The organism is Mycobacterium persicum (assembly GCF_002086675.1).
In the GTDB taxonomy this organism is placed as follows: Bacteria; Actinomycetota; Actinomycetes; order Mycobacteriales; family Mycobacteriaceae; genus Mycobacterium; species Mycobacterium persicum.
Map to the genome: position 1 here is coordinate 1 of NZ_MVIF01000024.1, position 16,048 is coordinate 16,048.

The following is a 16,048-nucleotide window of genomic DNA, read 5'->3' on the forward strand; positions in this document are numbered from 1 at the left end:
GGTCTGGACCCCTCGGCCTACTCGACCAAGGCGGCGCTGCTCGACGCGATCAACGGAAGGACCACACCATGACCGGAACCGTGACCCGAGGCCGACGCCGCCGTCCGCTGGCCTGGGCCGACCTCACCGCCAGGGAGCAGATGAGCCTCCGAACTGCCATCCATGAGGCGGGCCACGCGGTGGCCGGAACCGTGGTCGGCGGGCGCATCCGCTCGGCTGTGCTGTCGGACAGTCGGGTGACGGGTCTGCATGGCCTCACCAGCTACGAGACGGTGCCCGAAGGCACCTGGGCCTCGGTGCTGTTCGCTGGCCCGTGGTCCGAGGCCCGATGGCTGGCCGGTCGGCGTCCCTCGCCCGCCTTGCTCAGCGCCATCCTGGGCGGCTCCGGCTACCGGGACCACAACGCGCTGTGCACGGCGGCGGCGTCCGACGTGTGGACCGACACCACCAGCGAGGCCCGGCTGACCGTGCCGCCGCTGATGGAGATGACCTGGGACGCGGTGATCTCCGTGGCCAAGGTGATCCATCGGGAGGGCGAGGCCCGACATGAGCATGTGCTCGCCGCCCTTGGAATTGACGACGGCGGCGGGCCGGGCAGCGTCCAGCTGGCCAACCTCCGCGCCGGTCTGCGCCGCGTTCCGGCGTTGACCACCTGACCGAACCCACAACCACGTCGGGCCTCCAACCCCACCCCAACGCCCAGAGGAGACCCAATGACGACCCCGACGAGAACCACCGCGTTCCTGTCCGACTACTGCCCCCGATGCAACCCGGCTGGCCACTACGCCGACAGCGGGACGCGGATGGCCAGCCTGGCTGATCCGGTCTCCGTCAGCTGGCCCGGTGGCCGGTTCGCCATCTGCCGCTACCGCTGCCGCCGCCGCCGCTGTGGTCACCGCTGGGTGCGCCGTGACCTCTGGACGGCTCGGGAGGCCGGGTTCGACACCAAGCGAGGGAAGATGGCCGCGTGACCACCATGACCACCTCGACCGCCGCCCGCGCCGCTCAGACGGCGCGCGACCGGGTACGCCCGGCCAGCCCTGCCGACCTGGCGCGGCGGCTCGACCCGAGGTTCGTCGTCACGCCGACCATCCGGCTTCTGTCGGACATCGCCGTCCGCTCGGTGGACCAGCCCGACGAGCGTGACATCGTGACCACGCCGCCCAGGACCGGCAAGAGCCGCCTCCTGGCGGTGTGGACGGTGGTCTGGGCGCTGGCGCGCGACCCCGACCTCCAGGTGGTGCTGGTCAGCTACAGCGACGAGCTGGCCCAGGCTCACTCCCGCGAGGCGCGGCGGCTGATCAACGAGCATTCGGACTACCTGGGCATCCGACTCAGCGCCGACAAGACCGCCGTAGGCCGGTGGCGGGTGGACGGCCACGAGGGCGGGCTGCTGGCCACCGGCATCAACTCCGGCGTGACGGGCTTCGGCGCGGACCTGCTCGTCGTGGACGATCCCGTCAAGGACGCCCAGGAGGCCGACTCCGCCGCCCACCGTAAGCGCGTGATCACCGAGTACCGGAGCACCCTGGCCACCCGTGTCCATCCCGGCGGGTCGGTGCTGCTCGTTATGACGCGGTGGCATGAACGCGACCTGGCGGGCGAGCTGCTGGACAGCGAGACCGACGTCTGGCGGCATACCAACGTCCCCGCCGTCGCGGAGGCGGGCGTGCCCGACGCCCTGGGCCGGTCGCCCGGCGCGGCGATGACCAGCGCGCTCGGGTTCACCGCCGATCACTTCGCCGCCGCCCGCCGCACCTCCGGCGAACGCGCCTGGTACGCCCTGTACGCGGGCGTTCCGTCGGCACCGGAGGGCGGGCTGATCAAACGGGAATGGCTCGACACGTGGCGGATGCCCAGCGCCCCGCTGCGCCCCGTTCAGACCGTCGTCGGGGTAGACCCCTCCGACAGCGGCTCAGGCGACGCCTGCGGCGTTGTGGCGGCGAGCATCACAGGTGAGGGCGTGGTGGCGGTGATCGCCGACCAGTCCGCGCCGATGACGAGCGACCAATGGGCCAGGGCCGCAGTCGATCTGGCGGTGGACGTCGGCGCGTCGGAGATCGCGGTGGAGGGCTACGCCGCCCGCGAGACGTACCGCCGGGTGGTGAACGACGCCCTCAAGCGCGCCAAGCTGGACCGCCCCATCCGCGTGACCACCTGGCCACCCAAGGGCAGCGGGCGCGGTCACGGAGACGCCGTGGCCCGGTCGGCGGCGCTGCTCCAAGGGCTGGAGGTCGGCACCTGCCGGATCGCAGGTCACCTCCCCGAGCTGGAGCAGGCGGCGGTCACCTGGCAAGCCGGACAACACCAGCCCGACAGCCTGGCGGCGGTGGTGGTCGCCCACGACGTCCTGGTCCACTCCGCCGGTCACCAGGTCCACTTCGTCAGCCCGTTGGACGCCGAGCGCCGGGCGCGGCGCGGCGATCTACCGCCGCCACCGGCCTGGATGCGCCGGAGGATCGGTCGGTGACCCTCGGTCGAACGTCTGATCGAGCCGACCCCCCGAGTGGCCAAGAAGTGGCCAAGACAAGACATTACGCGCCGACATGAGACGAGACGCAATAGACGAAAGTCCCTGTGCGCCTGGCGATTCGGTAGACAAGGCGACACGACAAGATACCCGGTAGACGTACCGACATAGATTTACACACCAGCGGTCGGCGGTTCGATACCGTCCGCGCCCACCAACGAAAACGCCAGGTAGACAAGGGGCCAGCCCCTCTTATTGCAGCCATGATTTACCCTGCTTGCTGCCACCGTGATGGCAATGTGGCGGCAGGACGACAGCGCGTTCTTGAACCTTTCGTCGTCTTTGAGTCCCGACGACAAGATTCTCGTCGCGGTGGTCAACGACAACGACGGCCCGCCGCTGTCGCCCGCCGGGCGGCGTCGCGGGGGGCCCGCAAGGCCCGCGACATGTTCATCGGCAGGCCGAAGAAGCTCGGCGCCGATAAGTCCGCGGCTGCCCGCCGGATGCGCGACAGCGGCGAGTAGGTGCCGATCATCGCCGCCACGCTCGGCATCAGCCGGGCCACGCTGTACCGCTATTTGGCCGACGACAAAGCGGCTTACCGTCCCGCCGCACCGATCACGCGCCCGACACTTCCCCTCCTTTCTCGGGTTCCTCCGCCGGATTGTCGGCCCGGCAAGGCAAGATTTTCGGCATGGTGCTGGGGGCCGACACGGCGACGCTTCGCAAGGCTCGGGGCGCGTTCTTCACCCCAGAGGCCGTCGCGCGCTACATCACTGAATGGGCCGTGCGCAGCACGTCGGACCGCATCATCGAACCCTCATGCGGCGAGGCGTCGTTCCTTCTGGCTGCGGTGGAGCGGCTGGCAGCGCTGCACACCCCCGGCGGAGCCGATCAGTACGCCGCCCTCGATGGTGTCGAACTGCATGACGCCTCCGCCCGCGCGGCGCGGAAGCTGCTGCGGAACGCCGGAGTCGAGGCGCACGTGATGGTCAACGACTTCTTTTGCGTCGCCCCGACCGGCTCGTATGACGTTGTGATTGGCAACCCGCCCTACATCCGGTATCAGGAGTTCTCCGGTACGGCGAGGGCGCGGTCACGCGCGGCGGCGCTGCGCGCGGGCGTCGGCCTGACTAACCTGGCATCCAGCTGGGCCGCGTTCGCGGTGCACTCGGCTCTGTTCCTGCGGCCCGGCGGACGCATGGGCCTGGTCCTGCCGGCGGAATTGCTGAGCGTCAACTACGCCGCCGAGGTGCGCCGGTTCCTGCTGGCCTCGTTCGCCCGCGTCGATCTGGTGCTATTCACGGAGCGGGTGTTCCCCGACGCCCAAGAGGAGGTGCTGCTGCTCCTGGCAGACGGTTACCAGGAGGGGCCGACCGACCACGCATCCATCTATCAGGCGCGCAACGCCGCCGAACTGCCGACGATTGCCGCCGGGCGTACCTGGACGCCAACCCGGCCCGAGGAGAAGTGGACGCCTTCGCTGCTGTCCGCCGACGCGCTCAACACCTACATGGGCCTGCTGTCCAGTGGGTGCTTCACCGTGCTCGAAAGCTGGGGGGACACGACGCTGGGCATGGTCACCGGCAACAACAAATACTTCGCGCTATCGCCTGCGCGAGTGGCGGACCTCGGCCTTGAACCAACCGACATCTTGCGGCTGTCGCCGCCTGGCAGCCGCCATCTGCGCGGGCTGGCGTTCGGGGCAGCCGCACTCAACGAGCTAGGCCGAAACGGCTCCGCCACCTGGCTGTTCCGCCCGCCGGGTGAGCCGTCTCCGGCGGCGCGGGCTTACATCGCCGCCGGCGAGGCCGCTGGTGTCCACACGGCCTACAAGTGCCGCGTGCGCAAGCCGTGGTGGCGGGTGCCGAGCCTGGCTCCGGCTGACCTGCTGCTGACGTACATGAACGCCGACACCGCTCGGGTGACAACCAATGCCGCCAAAGCCGCGCACCTGAATTCAGTGCACGGTGTCTATCTCACGCCGAAGCTCCAAAAGCTCGGTAAGGCGCTGCTTCCGCTGGCGTCGTTGACGTCGATGACCCTCGTGGGTGCTGAGACCGTGGGCCGCGCATATGGCGGCGGGATGCTCAAGCTGGAGCCCCGCGAAGCCGACAGGCTGCCAGTGCCTCCGGCGGCGCTGGTCGAAGCCGCCGCCGACCGCCTGACGAACATCCGCCCGCAGGTGGCCGCGCTGCTGCGCGGCGGCAAGCTCCTCGCGGCCTCGAAGCTGGTCGATGACGTTCTGCTGGTCGGGGAGCTGGGCATAGCGCGCACGCAGGTCAGAGTGCTGCGCGAAGCCCACGCGGAACTTACCGCCCGCCGGGCCGCGAGGGGTCGCCGTGGCGCGAATTGATGACCTTCTTATCGGCGCGATCAAGGCCGCTGGACCAAAGCCGCCCGACGACGCTCCGCAGGGGCAGAAGAATCCGTGGGGCAACAAGATCAGCGCCGCCCTCGCGCTAGCCGTCGCCCAAGAGTTACGGGCGCGCGGCATGGATGGAGCCCGGCCCGCCGGTCCGGGGGAGATCGGTCTGTCAGGCGCGGAGCGGCGGCTCGCTGGTGGCCTCGGAGCCAAGAAGGTCGATGTCACCTGGGCCACCGAGGAATCTGGCCTGATGCTGGCCTGCTCGGTCAAGACGATCATGTTCCGCGATAGCGTCGGTGGGCATTTCCAGAAGAACCTCACCAACCGGCGCGGCGACCTGCTGTTCGAGTCCACCACGTTGCATCGCCGGTTCCCGTTCGCGGTGGTGGCCGGGTTCTTCTTCTTCGACATCGGCGCGGCTAGCGATCACACACCGCGTCGCAACAGCACCTTCGAGAACGTTTTCCCTAGGTTTCGGTTGTTCACCGGACGCGCCGACCCAGCTGACCGCGACGAGCAATTCGAACGGCTGTACGTGCTGCTGGTGGACTCCAACCCATTCGCGCCGTCGGTCATCTGCCACGAAGTTAATAGCCCGCAAGCACCGGTCGCCCTCGGAGTTGTGTTCGACGACCTCATCGAACTGACCGCCGAGCGCAATTTCGACATGTACGAGACGGCCGGCGACGGCAACATCAGGAAGGCTCGCAGCAAGTAGCTTGACGGGTGTTCAAGCCCAGCAATACCGACCTACTTCGAGAAGAATCCGCTCACCCTCACGGTGAAGGTTGGGCAGTTCGCGTCGTAAAGACTGGCCGTGAAGGTTGCTCTGAATTCGTACGGCGCATCGATCAGGAAGTACGGTACAGAATCACTCTTGTGAGCTGCGGAAACGCATAGATTTCGTACTGTAGGTTTTATTTCCCGTTGGCGTACACATTTGCCTGACCGGGGTCGGACTGGTGCGGGCGCTGGTGAGATTCGCCCGCGACGCTGCGATGGTGGTGCTGCTGCCGGTGGTGCTGGCGCTGCCCGCCAGGGTCGGCTTTACCCACCAGCGGTCGGCGGCTTGATCCCGTCCGCGCCCACCTGCTGCGCGAGCGCGGCGTCATACCCGCCGCGTTGTCGGTGACGAGCGGGTATGGCAAGGTCGTGGACGTGGGTGAGCTATCTGGTTCTCAGAGCGACGGTGCGGGACGGCAGAAGTCGAGACCGCCGGTGCGGCCGCTGTCATCGGACCAGCAGCCGGCGACCAAGGCGGACCTGTATGCCGCGGTGGACGCGATGCGCGCCGACATGCGCGAGCTGCTCGAGCAGATCAGCACACTGATCAAAGAAGCCAACAAGAAATAGTCTTGCGGCGTGAGGCCGTTTCGCATCGACGTCTCCGACGACGTCCTGGATGATCTGCAGTCCCGTCTGGCGCGCACCCGCTGGCCCGACGCCGAGTGTGTGGACCACTGGAGCCAGGGCATTCCGCTGGCTTACACCCGCGACCTGGCCGCCTACTGGGCCAACGACTACGACTGGCGGACACGCGAAGCGGCGCTGAACCGCTTCGACCAATTCATCACCGAAATCGACGGGCTGGATATCCATTTCATCCATCACCGGTCGCCGCATGACGACGCCTTCCCGTTGCTGATCACGCATGGCTGGCCGGGTTCGATCGTGGAGTTCCACAAGGTGATCGAGCCGCTGACCAATCCCACCGCCCACGGCGGACGCGCCGAAGACGCCTTCCATGTCGTCTGCCCGTCGCTTCCCGGCTACGGCTTCTCCGGCAAGCCGAGCCGCACCGGCTGGGGGGTCGAGAAAATCGCGCAGGCCTGGGAGACGCTCCTGCAACGTCTCGGCTACCGGCGCTACGGCGCCCAGGGCGGCGACTGGGGAGCGGCCGTCACCACCCAGATCGGCCGCAACGCCGGCCTTTCCGAAGGCCACTGCGTGGCCATCCACCTGAACATGCCGATCGCCTGGCCCACCGCCGACGAGCCCACCGACGACGAACGGCAGGCGCTGCAGGACCTGGACCACCACCGCAAGTGGGGCACCGGCTATTCCAAGCAGCAAGCAACCCGGCCCCAGACCCTGGGCTATGGCCTGGTCGATTCCCCGGTGGGACAACTTGCCTGGATCGTCGAGAAGTTCTGGGCATGGATGGACTGCGACGGCAACCCCGAAAACGTGCTGAGCCGCGACGAGCTGCTGGACAACGTGATGATGTACTGGGTGACCGGCACCGCGGCATCCTCGGCCCGGTTGTACTGGGAAAGCATGAAGAGCTTCCGTCCGAGCGGCCGCGTCGAAATACCCACCGGTGTCGCGTCTTTCCCCAAGGAGATCCTGCGGGCGTCGCGGCGCTGGTGTGAGCCGAACTACCACATCACCCACTGGACGACCATGCCGCGCGGCGGGCACTTCGCCGCATTCGAACAACCCGATCTGTTCGTCGAGGACGTCCGTAGGTTTTTCGCGACGGTGCGCTGACGTTCCGCCTCACCCTCGGCGCGCCGAGCACCAAGTGGCACGCTATTGGGCATGCATGTGATCAATGGTCTGCGCGATCCGGCAGCCGGGTTCCCTCTGGCGAACCGGTTCGACGACCGGGCGGAGCGGCGCCGGGCCAATCGTGCTGTCGCGCTGAGCGCTGCCGGTTTGGCGCTGACGGGTCTGATCGAACTGGCGATCGCCATGGTGTCGGGGTCGGTGGCGTTGCTCGGCGACGCCCTGCACAATCTGTCCGATGTCTCGACGAGTCTGGTGGTGTTCGTCGGATTTCGGAGCTCGCGGAAGGCGGCGAGCCAGCGCTATCCCTATGGGCTGGAGCGGGCCGAGGATCTCGCCGGCATCGGGGTGGCGTTGGTGATCTGGGCCAGCGCCGCGGTTGCCGGAGTCGAAAGTGTGGACAAGCTGCTGCGGCACGGGACCACCCAGCATGTGGGCTGGGGCATCGCCGCGGCGGCGGTCGGCATCGCCGGCAATCAGCTGGTGGCGCGCTACAAGCTGGTCGTCGGCCGCCGAATTCAGTCGTCGACCATGATCGCCGACGCCAAGCATTCCTGGCTGGACGCGCTGTCGTCGGCGGGCGCGCTGCTGGGTTTGTGCGGGGTCGCCGCGGGCTGGGGATGGGCCGACGGCGTTGCCGGCATCGTGGTGACGGGATTCATCTGCCATGTCGGTTGGGAGGTGACCTCAGACATCGGCCACCGGTTGCTCGACGGGGTGGATCCAGCTGTCATCGCCACCGCGGAGGCGGTCGCCGCCGCCACACCGGGGGTCAGCCACGCTCACGCTCGCGCCCGTTGGACCGGGCGCACGCTGCGTGTGGAGGTGGAGGGCTGGCTTGATCCGGCGACCTCGGTGGCCGAGGCCGACACGACCGGCCGTCTGGTGGCCGAACGGCTGTCCGCGGAGCTACCCGAGATGCGTAGTTTCGTCTGGGCGGCGCGTAGCGCGCAGCCGGTCTGATACGGCGGTATGCGACGAGACTCTCACCGGCCCGGAGGTTGGCCCGGCTAAAAATGGGCACATTCCCGGCATGACGATCGAACCGTCACCCCGCGATATCGATGCTGCGGCGGCTGGCCTGCCTAAACTGCCGGTCGAGCCGGGTTGGTACGGCCATGCCCGGGAGGTGTGGTGGATGCTGGCGGCACAGCTGGTCATTGTCCTTGCGCTGATCGCCGTCTTGGTGATGTAGCCCTCGGGTGACGATTGTTACCCGGCGCACAGGTTGGTCCGGTCATAAGTGGGCACCCGTGCACAGGTGAGCAGTCAACCTTCACCTCCGCCTCCTGACCCGCCCAACCTGTCACCGAAAGGCAAGTGGGGTGTCGCCCCGTCGACGAGTCCCCAAGTGACGCGCCCCGGGCGCAGCTCAAAGCATGCTCCGCTGCTTTGGTGGGTTTTGGCGGCGCTGGTTGTGGTGGTGATCGTGCTGCTGGCCATCGTGCTGATCGTCTAAGCCGCCCCGGCCGCCACGAAGCGGACGTATGAGACGCTGCCGGGGTGGTTGCGTCGACGCGGCAGGCCCGGATCGCCGGCGTCCTGGTGGGTTACCTGGCCGACCTCGCGCTGGGCGACCCGAAGCGGGGTCATCCGGTCGCGGTGTTCGGGCAGCTGGCCGCAAAGCTGGAGCAGACCAGCTATCGCGACAGCAAGCTCGCCGGGATGACGTACGTCGGGGCATTGGTCGGTGCCGTGTGCCTGCTGGGCGCGGTGCTGCAGCGGGGTCCGGGCAGGCTGCGGTCCGTTGCGGCCACGGCGACGGCCACCTGGGTGTCACTGGGTGGGATGTCGTTGGCTCGCACCGGCCGGGCGATGGCCGAGCTGCTGGAGTGCGGCGACGTCGAGGCGGCGCGACGGCTGCTGCCGTCGTTGTGTGGGCGCGATCCTGCCGATCTGGACCTGCCCGGCTTGACCCGCGCGTCGCTGGAGTCGGTGGCCGAGAACACCTCCGATGCCCAGGTGGCGCCGCTGCTGTGGGCGGCGATCGGCGGCACGCCTGCGGTGCTGGGATACCGCGCGGTCAACACGCTGGATTCGATGATCGGCTACCGCTCGCCAAGGTATCTCCGATTCGGTTGGGCCGCAGCACGATTGGATGATGTAGCCAACTACGCCGGGGCGCGCGTGACCGCGATGCTGGTGGTGCTGTGCGCACCGCTGGCCGGCGGATCACCGTTGGGCGCCCTCCGGGCCTGGCGTCGCGACGCCGCGCGCCATCCCAGCCCCAACGCCGGCGTCGTAGAGGCGGCGTTCGCCGGGGCGCTGGGCGTGCGGCTCGGCGGGCCCACCCGGTACCGCCACGGGCTGCAGATCCGGCCCACCCTCGGCGACGGCCGTCAGCCCACGGTCGCCGATCTGCGCCGGGCCGTGCTGCTGTCGCGGGCGGTGCAGGCCGGGGCGGCGGTGGGCGTTGGGTTGATGCTCTACCGGCGGCGGCCGTAGCGGTCGGCGAGTTTCTCCTCGACCGTCATCGGCTCCTCCGCCGGCGGGGGCTCGTGTCGCTCGCGGCGGCGGGCCCGCAGCTCGGCGTAGGCGAAATAACCCAGTCCGATCGGCGCCAGGATGCCGAAGGTAATCCACTGGATGCCGTAGGACAGAAACGGTCCGGCATCCAGATGCGGTATCCCGATCAGGCCCAGTCCGCCGGGCTGGTCCTCGACCAACTGCAGATAGGACCCGGCCAGCGGAACCCCGGTCAACGTCGACACCTGTGCCGTACTGATCGAATACACCTGCGGGAAACCGTCTCTGGTGAACGGCTCCTTGCCCATAGCCGTCGGTTCGGAATCGCGCAGTCGCGCCGTGATGGTCACGGTCTGCTCCGGCGGGCGCGGGATCGGCGGTACGTGTGAGCCGGGCTCGGGCCGCACGTAACCGCGGTCGACCAGCACGGTCGGCCCGTCGTCGACCGCGAATGGCGCCAGCACCTCGAACGCCTGCTCGCCGTCGACCACCCGCAGCCGGGCCACCACCTGCGCGTCCGGCAGGTAGTGCCCGGTCGCCGTCACCCTGCGCCACTGCGCACCGGGGGCCGATGAATCCTGTTGCGGCAGAATAGTTTTCAATGTTACCGGAGGTGTGTGCAGGGAGTAGTCGATTTGGCGGTTCTCCCGGGAGGTCTTGGTGTTCTTTCCCAGCTGCCACGGGGCCAGCACCGTGAAGCACAGGTAGGTGAACGCGATCACCACCAGGGCCAGCGCTATCCATCCCGGCCGCAGCAGGAAGGCCGGGCTGGGGATCCGTCTGGGAATCACGGGGATCCGTTCTGCGCCAGCTGCTCGTCCACCCAGTCATGCAGGCCGGGCAGCGCGGCCTCGATGACGGCGAAAACTTGCTCGAATTCGTCATGCCCGCCGTAATAGGGATCGTCGACGTCGAGGGCGTGGGCGCTCGAACGGGGGTCGAACGAGCGCAGCATGCGCAGCTTCGCATCCTCGACACCGAGCTGGCGCAGTAGCCGAGCGTGGTTGCGGCCCAAGGCAATCACCAGGTCTGCCGCCAGATGCCCGGCATCGATCTGCGCGGCGCGGTGCTCGGTGGGGTAGCCGTGGGCGCGCAGCACCCGGCGGGCCCGCTCGTCGACCCCGTTGCCGATATGCCAGTCGCCGGTGCCGGCGCTGGTCACCCGCACGGCATCTCCCAAGCCGCGCTCCCTGAGTTGGTGGGCGAACATCTTCTCGGCCATCGGCGAACGGCAGATGTTGCCGGTGCACACGAAGGTGACGTGCAAGGTTGGCGGATCAGACACCCAGCGCCTCCCGCAGCTCGTCGATGGTGCGGGCGTGCCTGACGAGGGTGGCGTCGGTGGCGTCGGCCGCGTCACTGCCGAAATCGTCCTGCCCGTACCCCCAGCCGACCACCACAGTGTCGATGCCGTGCGCTGCCGCACCCTCGACGTCATGGTTGCGGTCGCCGACCATGAGGACCCGCTCGGGCAGCGGCCGCAGCTGGGCGAGCGCGTGGCCCAGCACCTCGGTCTTGCTGCTCCGGGAGCCGTCACCACTGGCTCCGGCGATGACCTCGAAATGTTGCTCCAGCCCGAAGTGCGCAAGGATGCGCCGCGCCGTTGGCTCGAGCTTGCACGTGGCCACCGCCAGCCGGACTCCGGCGGCGCGCAGATCGCCCAGCAGCGGCGCTATCCCGTCGAACACGGTGTTCATCGCCCAGCCGCGGGCGCCGTACTCGGCCCGGAAAGCCGCGATCGCGTCGTCGACACGATCGCCGAGCTCCATCGCCCGGAAGGTGTCGTCCATTGGCGGGCCGACGATCCAGGCGGCCAGGTCGCCCTCGGGAACGGCGGCGCCGATGTGGTCGAGCGCATGGCGAAAGCTCGCCACGATCCCGTGTGCCGAATCGGTCAGGGTCCCGTCGAGATCGAAGATCACCAGCTGCGGCGACCCGTCGGAGACGGTGGGAGGGCGGCGGGCGGCGCCGCAGTCGGGCGAATCGGTCGCGATCGAACCTGTCACGCCTTCCATTGTCGGTGATGCGGCGGGGTGTCCGGCACCGACCGGCGTTAGCGCCAGTCGGCGGACGAGGCCGCCGCAAACCCGGCCACGCCGGATGCCTGGGTAGTCCACCGGCGCACTAGTGTTTCACTGGTGGCGGATCTGGATCACAGCGCGTCGATTTGCCTCGCCGCGGCGCGTTATCACGGTGATCAGGCCGTGGCGCCCGACATGCTGGATTTCGCGGTCAATGTCCGTGACACCCGACCGCCGCAGTGGCTTGTCGACGTTCTGGCGGCCCGGCTGGCTGATCTGGCCCGCTATCCCAGCGCGGACGAGGTGCGCCGGGCGCGACAGGCGGTAGCCGCACGGCACGGCCGAACCCGCGACGAAGTGCTGCCCCTGGCCGGGGCGGCGGAGGGCTTCGCGTTGTTGCCCAACCTGGCTCCGGCGCGCGCGGCGATCATCGCGCCCTCGTTCACCGAGCCGGCGGTGGCGCTGAGCGCCGCCGGAATCCCGGTGGACCACGTTGTCCTCGAGCCGCCGTTCGGCCTGGCCGGTGTGGCGGTGCCCGAGGCGGCCGACCTCGTGGTGGTGGGCAACCCGACCAATCCGACCTCGGTGTTGCACACCCGCGAGCAGTTGCTGGCGTTGCGGCGGCCGGGGCGAATCCTGGTCGTCGACGAAGCGTTCGCGGATTCGGTTCCCGGGGAGCCGGAGTCGCTGGCCGGCGACTGCCTGGCTGATGTGCTGGTGCTGCGCAGCCTGACCAAGACGTGGTCGCTGGCCGGGTTGCGGGTGGGTTATGCCCTCGGCGCGCCGGAGGTGCTGGCCCGCCTGACCGCGCGGCGCGCGCACTGGCCGGTGGGCACGCTGCAACTGGCGGCCATCGCGGCGTGCTGTGCGCCCGAAGCGGTGGCCGAGGCCGCCGCCGGCGCCCAGCGGCTGGCGGCCCTGCGCGCGGCGATGGTGGCCGGCCTGACATCGGTGGGTGCCACGGTGGTCAACGGTTGCGCACCGTTTGTGTTGTTCGGCATGCCGGATGCCGAGAGAGTCCGAAATGACTTGCACCACAAGCGAATTGCGGTGCGTCGCTGCGATACGTTCGTCGGCCTGGGCGACCGGTATCTGCGCGCGGCCGTGCGCGCGGAGTGGCCGCGGCTGGTTGCGGCCATCGGTTGCGGGCACGGCGGGAGGGACCGATGAGTGTGCGGTTGGCTGACGTCATCGAGGTGCTGGACCAGGCGTATCCGCCGCGGCTCGCCGAGTCGTGGGATTCGGTCGGCCTGGTCTGTGGCGACCCGGCCGACGTGGTGAATTCGGTGACCGTCGCGGTGGACGCGACGGCGGCGGTCGTCGACGAAGTTCCCGACGGGGGCCTGCTGCTGGCCCATCATCCGTTGCTGTTGCGCGGGGTCGATACCGTGGCTGCCGATACGCCCAAGGGTGCGCTCGTGCACCGCTTGATCCGGTCGGGCAAGTCGCTGTTCACCGCGCACACCAATGCCGACTCGGTGTCGCCGGGGGTCTCCGACGCGCTGGCGCAGGCGCTGGGCCTGACCGTCGAAGGGGTGCTCGACCCGTTGCCCGGTGCGGCCGATCAGGACAAGTGGGTCATCTACGTGCCGCGGGAGTCCGCGGATGTGGTGCGGGCGGCGGTATTTGACGCCGGTGCCGGACACATCGGTGACTACTCGCACTGCAGCTGGAGCGTTACCGGTACCGGACAGTTCCTCGCGCTGGAGGGGGCATCGCCCGCAATCGGCGTCGTCGGCACCGTCGAACAGGTGGCCGAGGATCGGGTGGAGGTGGTCGCACCCGCGCGGGCGCGGGCCGCGGTGCTGGCGGCGATGCGGGCCGCGCACCCCTACGAGGAACCAGCATTCGACATCTTCGCCCTGGTGCCGCCGCCGGCCGGTGTCGGGTTGGGGCGGATCGGCATACTGCCCCGGCCGGAACCGCTGCGCGACTTCGTCTCCCGGGTCTGCGCGGCGCTGCCCGCGACGTCCTGGGGAGTGCGTGCCGCCGGTGATCCCGCCCTGCCGGTTTCGCGGGTGGCGGTCTGCGGCGGCGCCGGGGACTCGTTGCTGGGCGCCGCGGCCGCGGCGCAGGTGCAGGCCTATGTCACCGCCGATCTGCGGCACCACCCCGCCGACGAGCACTGCCGGTCCTCACCCGTGGCCCTGATCGACCTCGCACACTGGGCCAGCGAATTCCCGTGGTGCGACCAAGCCGCCGGCGTGCTGCGGTCCCATTTCGGTGCGTCGCTGCCGGTGCGGGTGTCCACCATCCGCACCGATCCGTGGAATATGGCAACAAGACCTGGAGACGGGACATGAAAGCCGAAGCGGCGCAGCAACGTTCGCTATTGGAACTGGCGAAGCTGGATGCCGAGCTGTCGCGGATCGCGCATCGGTCCACGCATCTGCCCCAGCGAGAGGCCTACGAGCGGATGCAGATCGAGCACAACGCCGCCGGTGACCGGCTGGCCGCCGTGCGAATCGCCATGGAGGACTTGGACACCCAGGTGTCGCGATTCGAGGCAGAAATCGATGCGGTGCGCAAGCGCGAGGAGCGGGACCGGTCGCTGCTCACGTCCGGCGCCACGGACGCCAAACAACTGTCGGACTTGCAGCACGAACTGGAGACGCTGGAACGTCGTCAGGCCAGCCTGGAAGATTCGCTGCTGGAGGTGATGGAGCGCCGCGAGGAACTGCAGGCCCGGCAGGTCGCCGAGTCGGCGGCCTTGGAGAAGTTGCACACCGAGCTGGACGGCGCCCGGCAAGCCCTGGACGCCGCGCTGGCCGAACTCGAGCAGTCCCGCCGGGAACGTTCCTCGCGACGCGAGGAACTCAGCGCCTCGTTGAATCCCGACCTCGTTGCCCTCTATGAGCGGCAGCGGGCCGGGGGAGGGCCGGGCGCCGGACCGTTGCAGGGTCATCGGTGTGGGGCCTGCCGGATCGAGATCGGCCGCGGCGAGCTGGCCCGGATCTCGGCGGCCGCCGACGACGATGTGTTGCGGTGCCCGGAATGTGGTGCAATCCTATTGCGGGTCAAGGGTTTTGAGCAGTGAAAGTCATCATCGAAGCCGACGGCGGGTCGCGGGGCAACCCCGGGCCGGCCGGTTACGGCGCGGTGGTGTGGACCACGGACCGCTCGACCGTGCTGGCGGAGTCCAAGCAGGCGATCGGCCGGGCCACCAACAACGTCGCCGAATACCGCGGGTTGATCGCCGGCCTGGACGACGCGGTGAAGCTGGGCGCCACCGAGGCAACGGTCCTGATGGACTCCAAGCTGGTGGTGGAGCAGATGTGCGGGCGCTGGAAGGTCAAGCACCCGGACCTGGTGGAACTGCATGCGCAGGCTCAGGCGCTGGCACGGCACTTCCGCCGGATCAGCTACGGGTGGGTGCCGCGGTCGCGGAATGCGTATGCCGATCGGTTGGCCAACGAAGCGATGGATGCCGCGGTTCGCACCGATCGCCGTGGGGACAACAGGACCGTGCCGGTGGTGGCTGTTGCCGACCCGCCGCACAAGCTGGCGACCGAGTCCCCGACAGCTCCCGGATGGACGGGCCGACGCGGTGCGGCCACCCGGCTGCTGTTGTTGCGGCATGGGCAGACCGAGCTGTCGGTGCAGCGCCGCTATTCGGGACGGGGCAACCCGGCGCTGAACGAAGTGGGATGGCGGCAGGCCGGGCTGGCCGCCCGCTATCTCGCGCAGCGCGGCGGGATCGCGGCGGTGGTGTCCTCGCCGTTGCAGCGGGCCTATGACACGGCGACGACGGCGGCCCGGGCCCTGGGTCTGGAGGTGAGCGTCGACGACGACCTCGTCGAGACCGACTTCGGCGCCTGGGAGGGAATGACTTTCGCGGAGGCTGCCGAACGCGACCCCGAGCTGCACCGGCGCTGGCTGCGTGACACCAGCGCCACGCCCCCAGGTGGGGAGAGTTTCGACGACGTGCTGCTGCGGGTTCGTCGCGGGCGTGACCGGATCATCGCCGGGTACGAGGGCGCCACAGTCCTAGTGGTCTCGCACGTCACACCGATCAAGATGTTGTTGCGGCTGGCGCTGGATGCCGGGGCGGGCGTCCTGTACCGGTTGCATCTTGACCTGGCGTCGCTGAGCATCGCCGAGTTCTATGCCGATGGGGCGTCGTCGGTGCGGCTGGTGAACCAGACGGGCTATCTGTAGCCCCGTCTGGTTCACCAGCCGCCCCGAGCGTGTATTCACTGCGAAATCCGGCGCAAT

At 69.0% G+C, this 16,048-nt stretch carries 18 protein-coding genes; 14 read left to right on the forward strand and 4 right to left on the reverse strand.

Going from position 1 to position 16,048, the window contains the following annotated elements:
- Nucleotides 1–68 precede the first annotated feature (68 nt).
- The 3 genes from BST40_RS10380 to BST40_RS10390 are packed head-to-tail and all read left to right on the forward strand — an operon-like array spanning nucleotide 69 to nucleotide 2,470.
- Complete coding sequence (locus BST40_RS10380; protein ID WP_083154184.1) at nucleotides 69–656, forward strand: M50 family metallopeptidase; 588 nt, start codon at nucleotides 69–71, stop codon at nucleotides 654–656.
- A 57-nt stretch (nucleotides 657–713) separates the two neighbouring features.
- Nucleotides 714–971 carry a hypothetical protein gene (locus tag BST40_RS10385; RefSeq protein ID WP_083154186.1) on the forward strand — a complete coding sequence of 86 codons (258 nt, stop codon included), beginning with the start codon at nucleotides 714–716 and terminating at the stop codon, nucleotides 969–971.
- Between the two features lie 5 nt (nucleotides 972–976).
- Nucleotides 977–2,470: a terminase large subunit domain-containing protein gene (locus tag BST40_RS10390; protein ID WP_083154215.1), complete on the forward strand. Its 1,494-nt coding sequence runs from the start codon at nucleotides 977–979 to the stop codon at nucleotides 2,468–2,470.
- A 376-nt stretch (nucleotides 2,471–2,846) separates the two neighbouring features.
- Here the strand turns inward: BST40_RS10390 and BST40_RS10400 are convergent, their stop codons facing one another.
- A complete protein-coding gene (locus BST40_RS10400; RefSeq protein ID WP_075545272.1) occupies nucleotides 2,847–3,035 on the reverse strand; it encodes a hypothetical protein in 189 nt (62 codons plus the stop codon).
- Nucleotides 3,036–3,134: 99 nt separating this feature from the next.
- On the opposite strand from BST40_RS10400, the gene BST40_RS10405 reads away from it, so the two are divergent.
- The 7 genes from BST40_RS10405 to BST40_RS10425 all read left to right on the forward strand — a co-directional run bounded on the left by BST40_RS10405 (nucleotide 3,135) and on the right by BST40_RS10425 (nucleotide 9,791).
- Nucleotides 3,135–4,826, forward strand: coding sequence for an HsdM family class I SAM-dependent methyltransferase (locus BST40_RS10405; protein WP_255245913.1), 1,692 nt, complete (start codon nucleotides 3,135–3,137; stop codon nucleotides 4,824–4,826).
- On the forward strand, nucleotides 4,813–5,556 hold the full coding sequence (locus BST40_RS10410; RefSeq protein WP_198929503.1) for a hypothetical protein: 744 nt from the start codon (nucleotides 4,813–4,815) through the stop codon (nucleotides 5,554–5,556). Before BST40_RS10405 ends, BST40_RS10410 begins: the two co-directional genes overlap by 14 nt.
- A gap of 434 nt (nucleotides 5,557–5,990) precedes the next feature.
- Complete coding sequence (locus tag BST40_RS28940; RefSeq protein ID WP_023365061.1) at nucleotides 5,991–6,191, forward strand: hypothetical protein; 201 nt, start codon at nucleotides 5,991–5,993, stop codon at nucleotides 6,189–6,191.
- 9 nt (nucleotides 6,192–6,200) lie between these two features.
- On the forward strand, nucleotides 6,201–7,328 hold the full coding sequence (locus tag BST40_RS10415; protein ID WP_083154189.1) for an epoxide hydrolase family protein: 1,128 nt from the start codon (nucleotides 6,201–6,203) through the stop codon (nucleotides 7,326–7,328).
- A 51-nt stretch (nucleotides 7,329–7,379) separates the two neighbouring features.
- Nucleotides 7,380–8,309 (forward strand): cation diffusion facilitator family transporter, encoded by a 930-nt coding sequence (locus BST40_RS10420; protein WP_075545270.1) that lies wholly within the window; start codon nucleotides 7,380–7,382, stop codon nucleotides 8,307–8,309.
- Nucleotides 8,310–8,379: 70 nt separating this feature from the next.
- Nucleotides 8,380–8,541, forward strand: coding sequence for a hypothetical protein (locus BST40_RS30060; protein WP_158006290.1), 162 nt, complete (start codon nucleotides 8,380–8,382; stop codon nucleotides 8,539–8,541).
- A 308-nt stretch (nucleotides 8,542–8,849) separates the two neighbouring features.
- The gene (locus tag BST40_RS10425; RefSeq protein ID WP_083154191.1) at nucleotides 8,850–9,791 is read left to right on the forward strand and encodes a cobalamin biosynthesis protein; all 942 of its coding nucleotides are present in this window, start codon (nucleotides 8,850–8,852) and stop codon (nucleotides 9,789–9,791) included.
- On the opposite strand, the gene BST40_RS10430 is transcribed toward BST40_RS10425, so the two are convergent.
- The 3 genes from BST40_RS10430 to BST40_RS10440 are packed head-to-tail and all read right to left on the reverse strand — an operon-like array spanning nucleotide 9,773 to nucleotide 11,734.
- The gene (locus BST40_RS10430) at nucleotides 9,773–10,588 is read right to left on the reverse strand and encodes an SURF1 family cytochrome oxidase biogenesis protein (RefSeq protein WP_089025089.1); all 816 of its coding nucleotides are present in this window, start codon (nucleotides 10,586–10,588) and stop codon (nucleotides 9,773–9,775) included. The genes BST40_RS10425 and BST40_RS10430 overlap by 19 nt on opposite strands.
- An 11-nt stretch (nucleotides 10,589–10,599) precedes the next feature.
- On the reverse strand, nucleotides 10,600–11,097 hold the full coding sequence (locus BST40_RS10435) for a low molecular weight protein-tyrosine-phosphatase (protein WP_075545268.1): 498 nt from the start codon (nucleotides 11,095–11,097) through the stop codon (nucleotides 10,600–10,602).
- Entirely contained in the window at nucleotides 11,090–11,734 is a 645-nt protein-coding gene (locus BST40_RS10440; RefSeq protein WP_075545303.1) for an HAD hydrolase-like protein, read from the reverse strand. Before BST40_RS10440 ends, BST40_RS10435 begins: the two co-directional genes overlap by 8 nt.
- 216 nt (nucleotides 11,735–11,950) lie before the next feature.
- Here BST40_RS10440 and cobC point away from each other — a divergent pair, with 216 nt between their 5' ends.
- Genes cobC through BST40_RS10460 form a run of 4 tightly spaced genes read left to right on the forward strand, consistent with a single transcriptional unit; the run spans nucleotide 11,951 to nucleotide 15,991 of the window.
- Nucleotides 11,951–13,003, forward strand: coding sequence for an Rv2231c family histidinol phosphate aminotransferase CobC (gene cobC, locus BST40_RS10445; protein WP_083154193.1), 1,053 nt, complete (start codon nucleotides 11,951–11,953; stop codon nucleotides 13,001–13,003).
- Nucleotides 13,000–14,136 carry a Nif3-like dinuclear metal center hexameric protein gene (locus tag BST40_RS10450; RefSeq protein WP_083154195.1) on the forward strand — a complete coding sequence of 379 codons (1,137 nt, stop codon included), beginning with the start codon at nucleotides 13,000–13,002 and terminating at the stop codon, nucleotides 14,134–14,136. Before cobC ends, BST40_RS10450 begins: the two co-directional genes overlap by 4 nt.
- Nucleotides 14,133–14,870: a zinc ribbon domain-containing protein gene (locus BST40_RS10455; protein WP_075545266.1), complete on the forward strand. Its 738-nt coding sequence runs from the start codon at nucleotides 14,133–14,135 to the stop codon at nucleotides 14,868–14,870. The genes BST40_RS10450 and BST40_RS10455 overlap by 4 nt, the downstream gene beginning before the upstream one ends.
- Nucleotides 14,867–15,991 (forward strand): bifunctional RNase H/acid phosphatase, encoded by a 1,125-nt coding sequence (locus BST40_RS10460; RefSeq protein WP_075545265.1) that lies wholly within the window; start codon nucleotides 14,867–14,869, stop codon nucleotides 15,989–15,991. The genes BST40_RS10455 and BST40_RS10460 overlap by 4 nt, the downstream gene beginning before the upstream one ends.
- Nucleotides 15,992–16,048 lie beyond the last annotated feature (57 nt).

Bases quoted from the DNA above. Each gene is read 5' to 3' on its own strand.
- BST40_RS10380 (WP_083154184.1), top strand. From the start codon at position 69: ATGACCGGAACCGTGACCCGAGGCCGACGCCGCCGTCCGCTGGCCTGG.
- BST40_RS10385 (WP_083154186.1), top strand. From the start codon at position 714: ATGACGACCCCGACGAGAACCACCGCGTTCCTGTCCGACTACTGCCCC.
- BST40_RS10390 (WP_083154215.1), top strand. From the start codon at position 977: ATGACCACCTCGACCGCCGCCCGCGCCGCTCAGACGGCGCGCGACCGG.
- BST40_RS10420 (WP_075545270.1), top strand. From the start codon at position 7,380: ATGCATGTGATCAATGGTCTGCGCGATCCGGCAGCCGGGTTCCCTCTG.
- BST40_RS30060 (WP_158006290.1), top strand. From the start codon at position 8,380: ATGACGATCGAACCGTCACCCCGCGATATCGATGCTGCGGCGGCTGGC.
- BST40_RS10450 (WP_083154195.1), top strand. From the start codon at position 13,000: ATGAGTGTGCGGTTGGCTGACGTCATCGAGGTGCTGGACCAGGCGTAT.
- BST40_RS10455 (WP_075545266.1), top strand. From the start codon at position 14,133: ATGAAAGCCGAAGCGGCGCAGCAACGTTCGCTATTGGAACTGGCGAAG.